Origin of the sequence: Shewanella sp. UCD-KL21, from assembly GCF_001957135.1 — a bacterium.
GTDB lineage: Bacteria > Pseudomonadota > Gammaproteobacteria > Enterobacterales > Shewanellaceae > Shewanella.
This window is the reverse complement of the sequence record NZ_MPHK01000022.1, coordinates 28,006-45,649: the sequence shown is the minus strand read 5'-3', so window position 1 is coordinate 45,649 and position 17,644 is coordinate 28,006. Positions and strand designations below refer to the sequence as shown.

Below are 17,644 nucleotides of genomic sequence, written 5' to 3'. Positions count from 1 at the left end.
CGGAACACACTTCCAGGGGCTCTAATAAGGTTTGCTAATCAATTTATGGCAGTACGATCGTCGCGATTTTGCCGCTACGGCCTTGCACATAAATTTTATCTCCAACCACTACTGGTTGTGAGAATAAACCATCACTATCAACCTCAACACGTCCAGCGACTTCGCCAGAGTTGCGGTCAATAAAATGTAAGTAACCTTCAAAGTCACCTACAACAATATAAGAGCCTATAACGGCAGGTGAAGTTAAACTACGATTCATTAACGTAGAGTTACTCCATAATTCAAGACCGTTACGTCTATCAACTGAATAAATTCGGCTGTGGTCATCGACTAAGTATAGTCCAACCCCAGCAGTCGCTAATTCATTGAAGCTTGAATACTTACGTGTCCATACCACACGACCGGTTCTTAGCTCCATAGACACTAAGTTACCATTGTAACTTACCGCGTATAAATTATCGCCCAAAATTAACGGTGTCATGTCCACATCGGCCATACGAGTAAACTCGTTACCACCGGTTGGGTTAAATACCGCCTGTTCCCAAGCCACTTGTCCATTATTTTTGACAATAACCGCTATTTTACCATCAGCAGTGCCAAGGAAGAAACCACCTGAATCATAAGCTGCTGAGCTAGTGCCGCGTAGCGTTAGATTGGGCAGCTGCATCTCATGGGTCCACAGTTTAGCACCGTCATCAATATCAAATGCTTCAAAGTTACCATCACTGGTATGCACGCCAACTGAATCTTCAGATACTGTTGGCGCCGATAACAGCTCACCGCTTGCAACAGCTGACCATACCGTCTCACCGGTTTGAGCATCTAATGCCACTAATAAACCAGACTCGCCGCCAATAAAGACTTTATTACGGCCAGCGGTAACGCCTGCGGCAATGCGTGCTTCTTTGGTTTTAGCTAGCTCAGTATGTTTAAATTCTGAAGCTAAGTCTTTACGCCAAGCCACTTTGCCTGTTGCTTCTTCAAAGGCGACGACCTCACCGTTGCGATCGGCCACATATACATGGTCATATCGAATAGCCGGTTTAAGTTGCGAGTAAAAGTCACCGACTCCGCCTCCAACCTTGGCATGCCAGTTTACTTCTGGAAAAACAGTTGCTTGAATTTCAGTTAGTTCAGTAACAACTTCTTCTTCATTATCATTTGAAGAACAAGCAGATAGCAATGCGACGCTTAAGCCCGCAGCTAGCAAAGTTTTGCATAAAGACTTCATTCGGCTAATTCCTTATGCCTTGTTTAAATTGTCTAGCTTCATTTGTAATGCAGGACTGGTTAACGAACCGCCATTATCAACAGCAGCTTGGTAAGCTGAACGTGCACTATCCATGTCACCTTGACGCACAAGTAAGTCGCCTTTTAACTCATCACGTTGAGCATTAAATGCTTCATCGGTAATTTGCTCTAGCGTAGCAATGGCAGTGCCGATGTTACCTTGCTCTGCTTGCACGCGAGATAAACGTAATGTTGCTAAAGATTCTAAAGCAGCACCCGGTTTTGCAGCAATGATTTTAGTAAAAGCCGCTTCAGCTTTATCTAACTCACCTGCGTCAACAGCCGCTTTAGCAGACATTAGCTCAAGCAAGGCTTGGTAGCCTTTTTGATCGTGCTGCGCGCCAAATTCAGCGATAGCGGCTTGTACTGCACTGCTGTCACTGTTAGCTGTAATGCGTTGAAACGCTTCTGATGCCGCTTCCGATTTTTCAATTTTAACGTCAGAATAATAATTCCAACCGTACAATCCACCTAGACCTACGACTGCACCCACAATGATTGAGCTGCCGTAATCTTTCCAGAACTGCTTAATAGCATCTACTTGTTGTTCTTCTGTGCTATAAATTTCCACGCGCACTTCCCCTTTCTATTCAGTTCTGTTTTTTATTAGCTAAGGGCTAATATTAAAATAATGATTTTATCGTAGTCGCCAACTCATCTCGGGCAACTAAAAGTTGTTCGTTCTTATTTCTCAGTGGCTTAATTGCAACTTGGTTATTGGCAATTTCGTTTTCACCAATGATAAGCGCATATTCTGCACCGCTTTTATCAGCACGCTTCATCTGCTTTTTAAAGTTACCGCCGCCACAATGACTCATGACTTTAAGCGCTGGCAGGCTTTGACGCAACTCTTGGGCAATTTTAATTGCTTCAACTAAGCAGTTTTCGCCCATTGCCGTGACATAAACATCGACAACTGGCGCGACATCTTTATCAAGCTCAAGGGTTTGCAGTAGTAAGACAATACGCTCAAGGCCCATTGCAAAACCTACTGCTGGGGTATCTTTACCACCCAATTGACCAACCAGACCGTCATAACGACCACCAGCAAGTACAGTTCCTTGAGAGCCTAAGCTATCAGTTACCCACTCAAACACGGTGCGGTTATAGTAATCTAAACCACGCACAAGACGAGGATTAATTGTGTATTGGATGCCGACAGCGTCTAAGAGTTCACATAAGGTTGAAAAATGTGTTTTTGATTCTTCACCTAAATAATCCATTAACTCTGGCGCATCAGCGAGCAAGGCTTGAACCTGTGGCGATTTAGAGTCTAATACTCGCAGCGGATTTGAATACATACGGCGCTGTGAGTCTTCGTCTAATTGCTCTTTGTGCTGCTCTAAAAAAGCAATTAATGCATCACGGTAAGTAGCACGCTCAGCAGGATCACCTAGAGTATTAAGTTCCAGTTTAACGTGGTCTTTAATGCCAAATGAATCCCATAGTCTTGCAGATAACATTAATACTTCCGCATCAATGTCCGCACTCGGAATACCGTATACTTCAACTCCAAATTGGTGGAATTGACGGTAACGACCTTTTTGAGGGCGTTCATGACGGAACATAGGTCCCATGTACCATAAACGTTGCTCTTGGTTGTACAGTAAACCATGTTCATTACCCGCACGAACCGTCGATGCTGTACCTTCTGGGCGCAATGTTAAACTGTCTTCATTGCGATCAGCAAAGGTATACATTTCTTTTTCAACGATATCGGTGACTTCACCAATTGAGCGCTTGAATAAATCAGTACTTTCAACAATAGGAGTACGGATTTCACTGTAACCATAGGCACTAACAGTAGAGCGAATAACCGCTTCGACTTGTTGCCATAAAGGGCTTTGAGTTGGCAGAATGTCGTTCATTCCACGGATTGCTTGGATCTGTTTTGCCACGTTTAATTCGCCTAATTTTTAGCTAATTAATTAATCATATGCCTTACACAAAAAAACACCTACCACTGCTGGTAAGTGTGTTTTTTATCTAAAACTAACTTATTCTGTTGCGTCTTTGATATCGATTCGGTTTTGCATTATCGCAGCTTTCGCGCGAATTTTTGCTTCCAATGAATCCACTATATTGTTGTTATCAAAGCGCTCTTTTTGACGTTTACCGTCATCATAGTAACCACTTTTACCGTGACTACCGGTTAAACCAATATCTGAAACCAGTGCTTCACCTGGGCCATTGACCACACAGCCGATAATCGACACATCCATTGGAGTGGTGATATCTTCAAGGCGCATTTCTAGTGCATTAACCGTGTTAATCACATCAAACTCTTGGCGTGAACAAGACGGACAAGCAATAAAGTTAATGCCGCGACTGCGAATGCGTAATGATTTTAAAATATCAAAACCGACTTTAATTTCTTCGACTGGATCTGCCGCTAATGAGATACGTAAAGTATCACCAATACCTTCAGCCAGTAACATGCCTAAACCGACAGCGGATTTAACTGAACCGGCACGAGCACCGCCTGCTTCAGTAATACCTAAATGCAATGGCTGCTTAATTTGCTTGGCCAGTAAACGGTATGATTCGACCGCTAAAAATACGTCTGAAGCTTTTACACTGACTTTAAACTGGTCGAAGTTAAGACGGTCTAAAATATCCACATGACGCATGGCTGATTCAAGCAATGCTTCTGGTGTTGGCTCATGATACTTGTCCATCAAATCTTTTTCTAATGAACCGCCATTAACACCAATGCGAATTGGAATATTTTTATCACGCGCGCATTCAACTACATTGCGAATACGTTCTTCATTACCAATGTTGCCGGGGTTGATCCGCAAACAATCAACACCGTATTCAGCCACTTTAAGTGCAATACGGTAATCAAAGTGAATATCGGCAACTAAAGGCACGCTAACGCGCTGCTTGATAAGCTTAAACGCTTCAGCGGCATCCATTGTTGGTACTGAGACTCGCACTATGTCTGCGCCGACTTTTTCAAGGGCCAAAATTTGTGCAACTGTGGCGTCGACATCAGTGGTTTTAGTATTTGTCATCGATTGCACCGCAATTGGTGCACCATCGCCGATCGGAACATCACCTACATAAATGCGGCTAGAAGGACGGCGGATGATTGGAGATTCGTTATACATAATCTGTTGCTCTACTACTTACCAAAATTGAGTTAACACTAAGCTTTAAAACACTAAGCTTTAAACACTAGCCTTTAGGCAAGGTTAACTTGGCCACACGGTCAGAAAACTCAGCAAGGCTGACATTTTCATTATTAAAGCTCATGGTGACAACTTGCGGCGCACCCAATATCACTTTAAAAGGTGCCTTACCGGTGACTTCAACGACTCTAGCTGAGCCCTTAACGCCATCAACCAATGTTTTACCATCGGCATCGATAATGTTAACCCAGCAATCATCACTAAAGCTGAGCGATATCGTATCGGTTACGATCACATCAGCGGTGGTGACTACAGTATCAACGGCAGCTGTTACTGCGGGCGTCACAGCAACGGAGCCAAGTGTGTCAGTCGCCGTTGCAGGCTCGATAACACCGTTATTGTCCTGAACATTACTGCTCACTTGAACTGGGTCATCATTTTGACTTTGTGCTGAGATTGACTCGCTGGCAACGGGTTCCCGATAAGCCAGTTTAGGATCGATTTCTGGCTCTAATAAGTCTTGGGTTTGCTGCGCTACATTAGCAGCAGCGACTTCTTCTGCTGTCGGCTTTGATAAATCAACTCCCGTTAGCATTGAGTCTTTTTGTACCCACCACAACAATAATAGCGCAAGTAATATCGCTACGATAAGATAAGTAACTAAGGTGAGACGGCTGTCACGGGCTTCACGGGTCGTTTTGCGAGAAAAGCTTTGCATAGCTGCAGTTTCATCAGGAAGCTGCTGGGCTAAACATTGTTGAACTGCATTTACATCTGCTTCAACGTATTTGGCAAAGTTTTTAGCGTAGCCGCGGGCATAGGTTGCTGAGGCAATATTATCAAAAATATCATTTTCAATATCTTCAATAACACTGGGACGCAAATGCAGCTGTATTGCCACGGCATCTATCGAGACACCCTTTTTTTCACGGGCGGTGCGTAGCAGCATACCCGCTGTTGAAACAGTTTCGAGTAATTCTGTTTGCTCGAGATTATTATCTGTTTCTATTTCTGTAATTTTATTTGTCATTAATGCAAATTAGCCCTGTATTCTTTCGCTTGTTCTGAAGCAGGATATTTGGCAATTAAAGTAATTCCGTAGCGTTTTACCGCTTCATCATCCGCTAACTCACGGGAAATTTTAATACCTAATGCTAAGCTTTCTGGTGTTTGTTGTGCCACACGGTGAAGACGCGTTAAATTCGCCTTAGCGGCTTGATAATCATTTTCTACTATCGCAAGCTCAATCAATTCTTTCAAGGTTGATTGTCGTCTTGGATCATATCGCAGCGCATCTTCAAAATAGCCCTTGGCTTTTTCGGTGTCACCTGCAGACATACTGCACACGCCTAAGTTTTCGTAACTTGAAGCGGTACGAGTGTATTGTTTGGTTTCAATCGCGGCTAATAGCATTTCTTCAGCTTGTGCGAATTTATCTTGCTGGCAAAGAAACACGCCAAAGTTATTTTTCGCATCACCGCCCGCATCTGGCGCAGCAATGGCTTTACGATAAGCCGCCTCGGTACGTACAGTATCACCTACCGTTTGGTAATAATACGCCATCGCGATATGCACTGAACTTAACTGCGGTGCATATTCAACTGCACGATTTAAATTAAATTTAGCTTGTTCGATATTGCCACGATTTAGATAAGTCAGCCCCAGCTGCATTCGTTCAATGGCTGCGGCTTGCTTATCTAAGGTTCTTTCGGCAACAGGAATATCAGTACCGCTATAAGTTCGCTCAGTGACACAACCTGCTATCGGTAATGCCATCGCGACTACAATCAAAAACTTTGGCAATCCATGCATATTCCAACGCCTATTAATCTATACAAACAATGAGTTAATCCATTGTGACCGAAATCTGATTTTGTTGCATTTGTTTTTTTGCTAAACGTTTAGTGCGATCACGAATATCACCGGCTAATTGTCCACAAGCCGCATCAATATCATCACCACGGGTTTTACGCACAATAACCGTTAAGCCGTATTCCATTAATACTTTAGAAAAACGGTCAATTCTAGAATTAGAAGAGCGACCATATGGTGAACCAGGATAAGGATTAAACGGAATTAAGTTAATCTTACACGGTGTGTCCTTCATTAGCTTGGCTAATTCATGGGCTTGATCTGTGCTGTCATTGATATGATCAAGCATCACGTATTCGACTGTAACACGTCCGCGGTTAGCATTGGACTTTTCTAGGTAACGACGAATCCCAGCTAAAAATTCTTCTAGTGGGTATTTCTTGTTTACCGGCACCAATACATCACGTAGCTCATCGTTTGGCGCGTGAATACTCACTGCTAAAGCCACATCAATTACGTCACCTAATTTGTCTAACGCAGGCACGACACCTGAAGTCGATAAGGTCACACGACGCTTAGACAGACTGAAACCAAAGTCATCTAACATGATGTCCATTGCAGGGATCACATTGGCTAAGTTTAATAGTGGCTCACCCATTCCCATCATAACAACGTTAGTGATTGGACGATCGCCAGTGTCTTTATGGAAACCTAAAAATTCTGATACACGCCATACTTGACCGATAATTTCAGCCACAGACAGGTTACGGTTGAAGCCTTGTTGCCCTGTTGAGCAGAAAGTACACTCTAATGCACAACCCACTTGTGATGATACGCACAAGGTTGCACGGTCTTCTTCTGGGATGTAAACCGTCTCTACTTCTTGGCCTTGACCGACATTAATAGCAAACTTAATGGTGCCGTCTGATGACTTTTGGAAGCTAGCAATCTCAGGGGCAACAATTTCACACTTTCGAGCTAATTTAGCGCGCAGTGCTTTGTTAATATTGTTCATTTCTTCGAAGTCGCTAACACCAAAGTGATAAAGCCATTTCATCAATTGATCGGCTCGGAACGGTTTTTCGCCCATTTCTGCGAATAGCGCTCTCATCGATTTTCGATCAAGATCCAATAAATTGATCTTTTTTTCACTCATGTTGTGTAACCTCAAAAAACCTAAAACTTGCTTGCGGGCGGCGAATTATACAGATCCTAACAAAATTTGGCTATAGAAGTAGCAACAAAGCTTAGAGACTATGCTAGAATTTCCTCGGACTAATATTGGTCTGCCATTTGGAGGTGTAATTCCACCTTTATGATAACCCTTATCATTATAGTATTTATCGCCATTGCAATCTCTTTTCTTTGTAGTGTATTTGAGGCGGTACTACTGTCTGTTACGCCTAGTTATATTGCCACTTTGGCTAAAACGAATCGTAAAGCTGCCGCTCGGCTTAATAAACAGAAAGAAAACGTGGAATCACCACTGGTTTCTATCCTGACTCTCAATACCATTTCTCATACCGTAGGCGCAGCTGTTGCTGGTGCTCAAGCGGCAAAAGTCTTTGGTGATGAAATGCTAGGGGTATTTTCCGGGGTACTGACCTTTCTCATCTTATTTTTCTCAGAAATCATCCCTAAAACCTTAGGTGCAAACTATTGGCGGTCATTAGCGCCATCAGTGTCGCTAGTTTTAGTGTGGTTAGAGCGTATTACCAAGCCACTAATTTGGATGTCGTCAAAGGTCACCCAATTATTAGGTAAGGGTGATGAAGGCCAATACATACGTCAAGAAATGAGCGCGATGGCTGAGTTAGGCCGACAATCTGGCGAGCTGGATAAACAAGAGTCTGCCATTTTAACGCAAATGTTATCGGTTAAAGAAATGCCGGTTTCAGCGATTATGACGCCGCGAACCGTGATGTTTAAATTACCGGTGACTATGACCCAAGGGCAATTTGTGCAGCAGTTTTTAGCTAAACCTTTTACCCGTATTCCAGTATATGAAGACGATCCTGATAATATTATTGGTTATGTTAACCGTAATAATATTATTCAAGCTGAACGTTACACCCAGAAAGAATCCATTGGTGTCTTGAAGAAAAACCTGCTGGTTATTCCCGAAACCGCCAAGATTTTACCGATATTTGAATTGATGATTAAGCGTAATACTAAAATCGCTATGATTGTCGATGAGTATGGTTCGGGTGAAGGTATCGTCACCTTAGAAGATATTGTTGAGTCTTTACTGGGACTAGAAATTGTCGATTCAAACGATCCTGTCACCGATATGCAGCAATTAGCACGTAAATTGTGGAGTAGCCGCATGAAGCATAAAGGCATTGTATTGTCTGATGACGGTGAGTTTACCAAGCAATCTCAAACCCCGCCGCAATAATACTCTAGCTTTATCGCTACAGATTTAAGGGAGCTTAAGCTCCCTTTTTAATTTAGGTAATTTAACCACAGCCTTGGTTTAACTGTGATGCACTAGCAGCAACTAAAGTAAACAACGACTAAAGCAAACAGCGACAAAAATAAGTCACCCATTTAAGTTCATTAAACGCCGGATCAGGAACAGCCTCCTTTTTCTGTATTAGAGTAAAAGATGCCCAATAACTATCGCCTTAGCCTTGCTCATATTAACGATACTCATTCTAATTTTGAGCCTAGCAGTGTTCAATTTTCCTTATCGGTCGAGCAGCAGCATTATCACGTCAACACGAAAACAGGTGGCTACGCCCGTTTAGGTCATCAAATTGAATCAGCAAGGCAACAAGCTGCTCAACATAACCATGAGTTTTTGTTTTTGCATGGCGGCGATAGCTTTCAAGGCACCTTATATTTTAGAGAATTTCAAGGCGCCGCTAACGCGCACCTACTCAATATGCTCAAACCCGATGCGATGGTGCTAGGTAATCATGAAATAGATGCGGGTAATAGCCCAGTACTGGCTTTTTTAAATCGTATCGAATTTCCGGTGTTAGCTGGCAATATGGATCTCAGCCAAGAGTTAACCGATAAAGAAGGCCGCCTAAGTGGTCACCCGATGCTTTATGATTACGACAATCAGACCCAATGTGCCAAGGTGCTAATTAAGCCGTTTTATGACACTCACATCGCCATTGTCGGGATTACGCTGGATCAGATGCCGCTGATTGCTCGTCCCGATCCTGACACCCATTTTATTAATGCCATTGAAACGACTGCCAATACCATTGCCAGTCTGCAGCAACAAGGCATACAGCATATTATTGTCCTCAGCCATTTGGGGCTAGATCAAGACCGAGAGTTAGCAGAAAAAGTATCTGGGATCAGCGTCATAGTTGGTGGGCACTCACATACCTTACAAGGCCTGTTTGATGATCTCGGCCTCAGTCATACTCCCTATGCTGAGCGAGTAAATAACACCCCAATCATCCATGCCAGTAAATACGCTGAAGTCCTAGGCTTAGCTGATATCACTTTCGATCGCTCTGGCGCCTGTATTGCCATAAATGGCAATAACTACTTTATGATTGATGATGAATTAGAAGTGCTGTTTAATCCAAAGCAAGATAATCAGCTTACTAACCTCAATACTTTGCCCACAGAGCAGCAAATAAATAGCGTAAAAACCAAGCTTATCAACCACCCTGCTATTCGTGGTGCTCAGGCCAGTGAAACCATTCATAACACCATAATGGAGCAATACCGCCCAGCGTTAAATGCGCTAGAAGAGCAAGTGCTTGCTTACATACCCCATGATTTCATCCATACCCGTTTACCCAGTAAACACTTTCCCCATGGCAGTGAAATCGCCCCTTGGGTTTGTAGAAGTATGTTTAAAGCCACTAAGCATTCAGGTGAAAAACTCGATTTTGCCTTACATAATGCCGGTGGTGTTAGGCAGTCATTAAATAAAGGCAACTTATCAATGGCCGATGTATTAGGGCGGATTTTGCCTTTTGAATTGCCATTAGTGAAATATCAAATTCAAGGCAAATACCTCTATGAAGTGCTGGAGTCGGCCATTAATGCCGCCACCAATAATGGGGTAACTGGCACTGGCGCTGGTAGCTTTCCCTACACTTATGGTATCCGCTATTTCTATGATGGCACCTTAGCCATGCATCAACGTATTACCTCCGTTGAGTTATATCAAGACGGTTTATGGTCGGCAATTGATCCTGAAAAACTCTATATTGGCGTGTCTTCGGCCTATACCGCCTTAGGCAAAGAAGGTTATGACGCCTTACTAAAAGCCCATTGGCAACAAGACTTAGACACCATGACCTTACCTGAAGCCTTTGTTGATTTTGTTACCCAGCATGGAAACTTAATCGAAAACCCATTACAGCCTAATGTTTACTACATTAGTCATAGGTAATATTGAGTTTAAATTTTGCCTTGTGTCGTAATTTAGTATTCACAAATCTGCCGCGGATCACAGACCCTGTGTGCGCTTCATGATTTAATAAACTATCTTTATGTAGATTCATGACCTGAATCATTGCAAAATTTAGCCTAATCAAATAGGGAACGTATTCATGAAAGCAAAACTGATCAAATTAGCTGCAGCAGCAACATTAGCATTAGGCGTATCATCAGCATGGGCTGCTGGTATTATGCACCAAGGTGAAGTAGTAGAAACGATGAACAGCGGTGGTTATACCTATGTTCAAGTTAAAGCAGAAGATAAAACTTTTTGGGCTGCAGGCCCACAAGTTGCGATCACTAAAGGTGACACTGTGATCATGAATGAGCAAATGTGGATGCAAGATTTCACCAGCAGCACATTAAACAAAACCTTTGATGAATTATTATTTGTTGGCAAAATCGAGAAAAAATAACTCGCTTTAGCAATAAATACCCCATAATCGGCTAATTCTCATTAGCCGATTTTTTTATCTGATATCAAGCAGCCATGACTCAAACAGCGCAATATTCAATTATCCCCTTCAGGCTTGCTTTTGCTCAGCAAGTCAGTGAGCTAGTGCATCAAAGTGTTCGACAAATCTCACACCGACGTTACTCTCAAGCCCAATTAGCCGCATGGTCAACTAAACCGCGCTCAGCAAAACATTGGCAGTTACGGCTGAGACGATCCCAAGCTTGGTTAATGCTGGCGACAAACACAGCCGATAGTTTAGCAAGTCAGCAGCCCAAGGTTATTGGAGTTATCAATGTCGAAACCCATTTTAAAAGCCGCGGCTATATCGATAGTTTGTATATCGCCCCCGCCTATCAGCAACAAGGGCTAGCAAGTCAGCTATATGAAACCTTAGAAAAGTGGGCTCGCAGCCAAGGCTATGCAGAATTGAATGTTGATGCGTCATACTTATCAAAAGCATTTTTCATCAAGCAAGGGTTTACACTGATCCAGCCAAGCTACCAAATCAGTCAACAGCAGGTGATTAATAGTTTCTATTTAAGCAAGCCGCTCAGTTAAATCCTAACAGTCTGCAGCACAAGGCAAAATATCAACCGATAAAGGCAAGCTTTCAAACACCTTAACAACTGAATTTACTTTTTTAATAACGGCTGCAGCATCTGCTCTAAACCATTGAGTTTCACTTCATACATTAATGCCAATTGCTCACCTAACTTCCCCTCAGGGAAGCCTTTACTGTGAAACCACACCAAGTATGGCTCAGGTAATTCCAGTAACTTTCGCCCAGCATATTTACCAAACGGCATGGTTTGATTAATGGCTTCTAGTAATAATTTCTCATTCATAGTGTCAAAGTCTTTTCGTTCAAGGGGTTTAGTTCAAGAGATTTAATTAACCATTGCAATATAACATTTTGGAATAGCGATAAATACAAAAGCAAAGTTTAGTTATAGATAAGAGTCATTTACATTTAGCGGCTGACATCACTAGTCACTTTACGGGTCATTAATTTATCCAATAATCAACGTAAGCAATTCAATTTATTACTAAACCTCTAGTGAGCAGCCCACAAGGTTAACACAGTCAAAAAATCGCCATCAGCCGCTATTTTGTCAAAAAATAAACGCCTGTCAAAGCCACTAAAAGCGTCAATTTATAGCACATTGACGACCAAGCCATGGCAACATAAAGTTAGTAACAAGTGCAACATAAAACGCCAACGAAAAAGCAACCTTTCGTAACCAAGCGAATCAATCACGATTGATAATCCAATGGCGTTATACCACATCAGGAGATGTTTTGATGATTATCTTAGTCGGTGGTGAAAAAGGCGGTAGTGGTAAAAGCTGCCTAGCCCAAAATATCGCAGTATTTCTCGCTAAAGAAGCCACAGCCAGTATTATCATGGTCGATTGCGACCCGCAAAGAACCACTTCAGATTGGATCCAAGCGCGCAATAACAACCCTGAATTACCAGCAATAAATTGCGTGCAATTGTACGGCAAAATCCGTAACGACTTACTCAGTCTTGAGAAACATTATGATTATGTACTCGTTGACTGCGGCGGCCAAGACAATTTAGCCCTGCGCGCCACATTATCGGTGGCCTCTCACGCTTTAATGCCCCTAAGACCTAAGCGCCGAGACCTAAAAACGGTCAGTCACATGGATGATATTGTCGCTACCTGCAAAATGATTAATCCCACCATGAAAGCCTCTTTTGTGGTAACTCAGTGTCCAAGTTTACCTAATCAAGCAGGTCGAATACTCGAAGCTAAAGAGGTATGTAAAACTTACGATATTAACGTGCTTGATGCGATTACTTACAGCCGAAATATTTATGACGACAGTGAAGAGTCTGGCTTGTCAGTCATTGAAATAGACCCCAATGGAAAAGCCGCGGTTGAAATCCGTAATATTGCTTGTGAATTGCTAGAAGTAAGCGATGCCAAACAGCTTATTAGGCAGCGAAATAATAATGATAATGTAACGCAACTAGGGGGAAGTTATGGGCCTGGCCGATCTGAAGAAAACCGTTACGCCATGTAGTACGCCTTTTTTGCCGCAAATGTCAGTTGATGACTTTATTGAGGCAGCAAATCTTTACGCTATGGGCAAACCACAGCAATCAAGTGCCTGTAAAAATGCAGATACAAACCAAAAGGCGATGCAGCAGCTATGGGAATTAACCACCCAAGCTGAAGCGAATGAACCCATAAATGAAAAACCTAAACCATTTAGACGGGCAACATTTACCTTAAGTGAAGCGGCAATTGAGCAATTAACCAGCTTAAGTCAAAGTAGCCAAACAGCAAAATCAAAGTTAATTAGACTCTTGATTAAAAAACATTTTTCTTTATCACTTGAAGAGCAACAGCAAATAGAACAACGACTGCAAATACGTTAAACCAACTATAAAAATAAGCTCCCTCCCCTTCTTTCTGGCAGCAACCTTGGTTGTTTGCCAGTTTTTTTGCCTCAATAAAAATCAGCCACTTGAATTTGGCGTAAATTTACCCAATAACATAATCACAAGCTAATATAATTTGGGAGAGCTGATGTTTGCAGTGTTTTTACTTGTCACCGTCGCGGTAACTGCCATCGGGTTGATTATGACTAAGTCACAGCGCACTGAAAAGCGCAGGCAACAGCTGATGGCAAGGCCTTTCCCTAAAGCATGGCGGCAGATCCTTAAGCGCCGCTTACCCTATTTTCATGCCTTGCCTACAGATCTGCAGCTACAACTAAAAAAATTAATCCAGATTTTTATCGATGAAAAACAATTTGTCGGCTGTGATGGCTTTAACATTACCGACGAGGTGAGAGTGACCATTGCCGCCCAAGCCTGCTTGTTATTACTCAATCGAAAAACCAATTTTTACCCCAAGTTAAAACAAATCTTAGTGTACCCCTATGCGTTTATTGTTGAGAAAAATAACACCGACTTTGCCGGGGTAACCTCTAATGAACGTAATGTGTTACTGGGAGAGTCCTGGGGTAATGGCAAGATCATCTTGTCGTGGAAAAGTACTTTGGACGGCGCTGCAGCGCCATTTGATGGCCAAAATGTGGTTATTCATGAGTTTGCTCATCAGCTGGACCAAGAAAACGGCAATGCCAATGGCGCGCCGCCATTAAAAGATTTCACCGATTATGCCACTTGGTCAGCAACACTCGGTCGTGAGTTTAAAGCGCTGCAATATTGTGCCCAGCATCAATTACCCTCACTGTTTAACTACTACGGGGCGACCAATCCTGCTGAGTTTTTTGCCGTCATTAGTGAAACCTTTTTCGAGAAACCGTTAGCGTTTTACCAACAGCATCAATTACTTTATAAAGAGCTGAGTCAGTTTTATCAGCTAGACCCAATCAATTGGCATTAATAGCAGCATTAATATCAGCATTGAGCCATTGAGCTTCGCGGCTATCATTACCACCCAGCATTTAGCAGACAAGGAAATTTCATGCACAAAGCCATCTTAAGATTATTATTAACCACTAGTTTATGTTTAATGTCATCTTTGCCCCTAGCAGCTCAAGAGGCGCTCTCTGACGAGTCAAAGCAACAAGCTAATAGCATTCTCGACCAACTGCACCAAAATGCCAGCCAAGCGAACTGGGACAGTTACTTTTCGTTATATCACCAACAAGCAGTGTTTTTAGGCACTGATGCCACTGAGCGTTGGGATATGCAGCAATTTGCCACTTATGCCAGACCCACAGATGGATGGCATTATGAAGTCAACTCACGCCAGCTACTGCAATTTGATAATACGATTGTCTTTGATGAATTACTTCACAGTGCCAGTTATGGCTTATGTCGCGGCACAGGTGCGCTGCAATTAACGGAAGATGGCTGGAAAATTGTCCAATATCATTTAAGTATTGCAGTGCCTAATGACAATGCCAAAGCCGTGGCGCAGTTAATTGGCGCAGATAAAACTTAAATAAATTTGTTGTTCAACCTATGTACTGATTGTGGCTGTTTGTATTGATTGTGGCTGTTTGTATTAATTACGGCTGCAAAGCAGCAAGCAGGCAAGCGCATAACCACAAGATGTATTGCTCGTCAGAAATTAAGTTAATAAATTTTAGGCAAAAAAAACGGCTCAAAAGAGCCGCAACACAAGCAAATGGTTGAAAACTTACTGGGTAGGAAGTAAAAAATCCTCGCATTAAGAACGACAACTAGCTTGCGCTAAAATTCCAAATACTGGATAAAACCCGATGTAGCCTGTAGGTGAACTATATCGGGGGACATCAGCTGCATGGCAGCTAAACTGTTACAGAAGTGGTATTAAAACTGCTGTTCTTCGGTAGAGCCAGGCAACGCCGTCACGGAAGATTTGCCGCCTTGCATACTGCTTGTCACTTGGTCAAAGTAACCTGCGCCCACTTCTTGTTGATGCGACACAAATGTATAACCTTTCTCTGCCGCTTTAAATTAAACTTTTGTAAAACTTCTACTGAATTTAAGCTGTTAATAACTCATAACCCGGTAGTGTTAAGAAATCGACCAATTCATCAGAAGTGGTAATTTCCTCAAACAAACTGGCCGCTTTAATAAACTGACCACTGGTAAATCTTTGCTGTCCTAGCTCTTGCTCGACATTCATTAACTCTTCAGCCAACATGGTTTTGAATAAGTCTTTAGTGACTAATTTGCCATTAGAAAGTGACTTTTCATGTTGGATCCACTGCCAAATCGAGGTGCGTGAGATTTCTGCGGTGGCGGCATCTTCCATCAAGCCATAAATGGGTACACAACCATTACCTTGGATCCACGCTTCGATATATTGCACTGCAATGCGAATGTTTAACCGCATGCCTGCTTCGGTGCGTTCACCATCACAAGGTGTTAGCAGCTCTTCAGCTAATATCGGTGCATCGACATCACGGGTAATGTGCAACTGGTTAGTACCAGCGCCAATATAATCATTGAAAATAGCCATGGCGGTATCGGCTAAACCAGGATGTGCCACCCAAGTACCATCATGGCCATTACGCGCTTCAAGCTCTTTATCACCTTTTACTTTTTGCAATATGACTTCATTTTCTTCGGCGGTTTTAGCCGGAATTAATGCTGCCATACCGCCCATCGCTAATGCGCCACGTTTGTGACAGGTTTTAATCAGTAAACGTGAATAAGCACTTAAAAATGGTGTATCCATAGTCACAGCTTGACGATCTGGCAGAACACGGTCGGCATGCTTATTTAAGGTTTTGATATAACTAAAGATATAATCCCAGCGACCACAATTTAATGCCACAATATTTGAACGAAGCTCATATAAGATCTCGTCCATTTCAAATACTGCCGGTAAGGTTTCAATTAAGCAGGTACATTTAATAGTGCCAGGCTTTAAGCAGAAGCGATCTTCAACAAAGGCGAACACTTTTGCCCACCAGCGCGCTTCAACATGGCTTTCAAGTTTAGGAATATAAAAGTATGGGCCACTGCCATTAGCCAATAGCTGGCGATAGTTGTGATAGAAATACATCGCAAAATCAAATAGTCCACCAGGAATAGACTGACCTTTAAACTCAACATGTTTTTCTTTTAGATGCAGGCCACGTACGCGACAAATTAATACTGCTGGGTCTTCATCTAAACTGTAATGTTTGCCTGTTGCCTCAGCAGTAAAGCTAATATCGCCTCGTACTGCATCACGTAAGTTAATTTGACCTTGAACGACTTTCTCCCAGCTTGGAGCTAGTGAGTCTTCAAAATCTGCCATGAATACTTTTACGTTGGCATTCAGCGCATTAATAATCATTTTGCGGTCAACAGGGCCAGTAATTTCAACTCGACGGTCGGTAAGATCTTCAGGTATTCCTCTAATCGCCCACTCACCATCTCGAATTGCGCGGGTTTCAGGTAAGAAGTCAGGTAATTGACCATCATCAATGCGTTGCTGCTTTAATTTGCGCTGTGACAGTAATTGAGGAACTTCAGCTGCAAAAGCACCGCATAAGCTAGCCAGTAATGACATTGAGCCTTCATTAAAGATAACGTCTTGACCAGGGACTTCTGGGCCAATCAAAGCAAGCTCTAAGCTTGTTGGTAAATCAGTTTCAGCACTTGGCTGTGATTTAGCATATTTAGCCATTAGTTGTTCTGCAGTCATATTTAGCCCCTTGAGCAATAATTCGTTTTAAAAGTTGAATGGTGGTCAGTAAGCGTATTTATCTGTTCACCTCTATCAGTGTTGATAAACAGACAACTTATTGCACATATCCAAAAACAAACCCTGCTACTCTTTAACCATCAAATGTTTGTTTCGTACTAAAACCTAACCAGAAACGTTTGCATTTGCAACAACCAAATAACATCCACCACAAGCCAAATAGCGACCTAATAATTGGTTAAACCAACAACAACACACCGGCAAACAATTGATTTAAAACAAATAAAGAATTAACCCAAGATTTAACCGGTTTTAATTGGTAACTTGTCCAACCAATTTACCAACAGTATAAGAAGGTAATTAGGTAGGTATTTAAATTACCAAGTGCAAATATTAATTTACACAAT

The 17,644-nt window shown here is 42.3% G+C and carries 17 protein-coding genes and 1 pseudogene; 8 read left to right on the top strand and 10 right to left on the bottom strand.

Features of this window, described 5'->3' with window-relative positions:
• Positions 1-43 precede the first annotated feature (43 nt).
• The 7 genes from bamB to BM739_RS16705 all read right to left on the bottom strand — a co-directional run bounded on the left by bamB (position 44) and on the right by BM739_RS16705 (position 7,392).
• Positions 44-1,231 (bottom strand): outer membrane protein assembly factor BamB, encoded by a 1,188-nt coding sequence (gene bamB, locus BM739_RS16735; protein ID WP_076542699.1) that lies wholly within the window; start codon positions 1,229-1,231, stop codon positions 44-46.
• A gap of 12 nt (positions 1,232-1,243) precedes the next feature.
• The gene (locus tag BM739_RS16730; RefSeq protein WP_076542697.1) at positions 1,244-1,861 is read right to left on the bottom strand and encodes a tetratricopeptide repeat protein; all 618 of its coding nucleotides are present in this window, start codon (positions 1,859-1,861) and stop codon (positions 1,244-1,246) included.
• 52 nt (positions 1,862-1,913) lie between these two features.
• Complete coding sequence (gene hisS, locus BM739_RS16725; RefSeq protein WP_076542695.1) at positions 1,914-3,188, bottom strand: histidine--tRNA ligase; 1,275 nt, start codon at positions 3,186-3,188, stop codon at positions 1,914-1,916.
• Between the two features lie 99 nt (positions 3,189-3,287).
• Complete coding sequence (ispG, locus tag BM739_RS16720) at positions 3,288-4,403, bottom strand: flavodoxin-dependent (E)-4-hydroxy-3-methylbut-2-enyl-diphosphate synthase (protein ID WP_076542693.1); 1,116 nt, start codon at positions 4,401-4,403, stop codon at positions 3,288-3,290.
• Between the two features lie 67 nt (positions 4,404-4,470).
• A complete protein-coding gene (locus BM739_RS16715; protein WP_076542691.1) occupies positions 4,471-5,454 on the bottom strand; it encodes a RodZ domain-containing protein in 984 nt (327 codons plus the stop codon).
• Positions 5,454-6,236, bottom strand: coding sequence for a type IV pilus biogenesis/stability protein PilW (gene pilW / locus BM739_RS16710; RefSeq protein WP_076542687.1), 783 nt, complete (start codon positions 6,234-6,236; stop codon positions 5,454-5,456). Before pilW ends, BM739_RS16715 begins: the two co-directional genes overlap by 1 nt.
• 34 nt (positions 6,237-6,270) lie before the next feature.
• Positions 6,271-7,392, bottom strand: a complete 1,122-nt coding sequence (locus BM739_RS16705) for a bifunctional tRNA (adenosine(37)-C2)-methyltransferase TrmG/ribosomal RNA large subunit methyltransferase RlmN (RefSeq protein WP_076542685.1) — start codon at positions 7,390-7,392, stop codon at positions 6,271-6,273.
• 159 nt (positions 7,393-7,551) lie between these two features.
• Between BM739_RS16705 and BM739_RS16700 the strand changes: the two genes are divergently transcribed.
• The 4 genes from BM739_RS16700 (at position 7,552) to BM739_RS16685 (ending at position 11,667) form a co-directional block, all read left to right on the top strand.
• Entirely contained in the window at positions 7,552-8,634 is a 1,083-nt protein-coding gene (locus BM739_RS16700; protein ID WP_076542683.1) for a CNNM domain-containing protein, read from the top strand.
• 210 nt (positions 8,635-8,844) lie between these two features.
• Positions 8,845-10,605 (top strand): bifunctional UDP-sugar hydrolase/5'-nucleotidase, encoded by a 1,761-nt coding sequence (locus BM739_RS16695; RefSeq protein WP_076542681.1) that lies wholly within the window; start codon positions 8,845-8,847, stop codon positions 10,603-10,605.
• Between the two features lie 160 nt (positions 10,606-10,765).
• Entirely contained in the window at positions 10,766-11,068 is a 303-nt protein-coding gene (locus tag BM739_RS16690; protein ID WP_076542679.1) for an NrfJ, read from the top strand.
• 74 nt (positions 11,069-11,142) lie between these two features.
• Complete coding sequence (locus BM739_RS16685; RefSeq protein ID WP_076542677.1) at positions 11,143-11,667, top strand: GNAT family N-acetyltransferase; 525 nt, start codon at positions 11,143-11,145, stop codon at positions 11,665-11,667.
• 74 nt (positions 11,668-11,741) lie between these two features.
• Here BM739_RS16685 and BM739_RS16680 read toward each other — a convergent pair whose 3' ends face one another.
• A complete protein-coding gene (locus BM739_RS16680) occupies positions 11,742-11,954 on the bottom strand; it encodes a DUF3820 family protein (protein WP_076542675.1) in 213 nt (70 codons plus the stop codon).
• Between the two features lie 457 nt (positions 11,955-12,411).
• Here BM739_RS16680 and BM739_RS16675 point away from each other — a divergent pair, with 457 nt between their 5' ends.
• The 4 genes from BM739_RS16675 (at position 12,412) to BM739_RS16660 (ending at position 15,056) form a co-directional block, all read left to right on the top strand.
• A complete protein-coding gene (locus BM739_RS16675) occupies positions 12,412-13,158 on the top strand; it encodes an AAA family ATPase (protein ID WP_076542673.1) in 747 nt (248 codons plus the stop codon).
• Positions 13,118-13,516: a hypothetical protein gene (locus BM739_RS16670; protein WP_076542671.1), complete on the top strand. Its 399-nt coding sequence runs from the start codon at positions 13,118-13,120 to the stop codon at positions 13,514-13,516. Before BM739_RS16675 ends, BM739_RS16670 begins: the two co-directional genes overlap by 41 nt.
• Positions 13,517-13,667: 151 nt before the next feature.
• Positions 13,668-14,492: a zinc-dependent peptidase gene (locus tag BM739_RS16665; protein ID WP_076542669.1), complete on the top strand. Its 825-nt coding sequence runs from the start codon at positions 13,668-13,670 to the stop codon at positions 14,490-14,492.
• A gap of 81 nt (positions 14,493-14,573) precedes the next feature.
• Positions 14,574-15,056 carry a nuclear transport factor 2 family protein gene (locus BM739_RS16660; RefSeq protein ID WP_076542667.1) on the top strand — a complete coding sequence of 161 codons (483 nt, stop codon included), beginning with the start codon at positions 14,574-14,576 and terminating at the stop codon, positions 15,054-15,056.
• A gap of 350 nt (positions 15,057-15,406) precedes the next feature.
• Here BM739_RS16660 and BM739_RS20160 read toward each other — a convergent pair.
• Both BM739_RS20160 and aceB read right to left on the bottom strand, forming a co-directional pair.
• Positions 15,407-15,562, bottom strand: a pseudogene (locus BM739_RS20160) (isocitrate lyase); the annotation flags it as partial.
• A 19-nt stretch (positions 15,563-15,581) separates the two neighbouring features.
• Positions 15,582-17,219, bottom strand: a complete 1,638-nt coding sequence (gene aceB, locus BM739_RS16655; protein WP_076542729.1) for a malate synthase A — start codon at positions 17,217-17,219, stop codon at positions 15,582-15,584.
• Between the last annotated feature and the right edge of the window lie 425 nt (positions 17,220-17,644).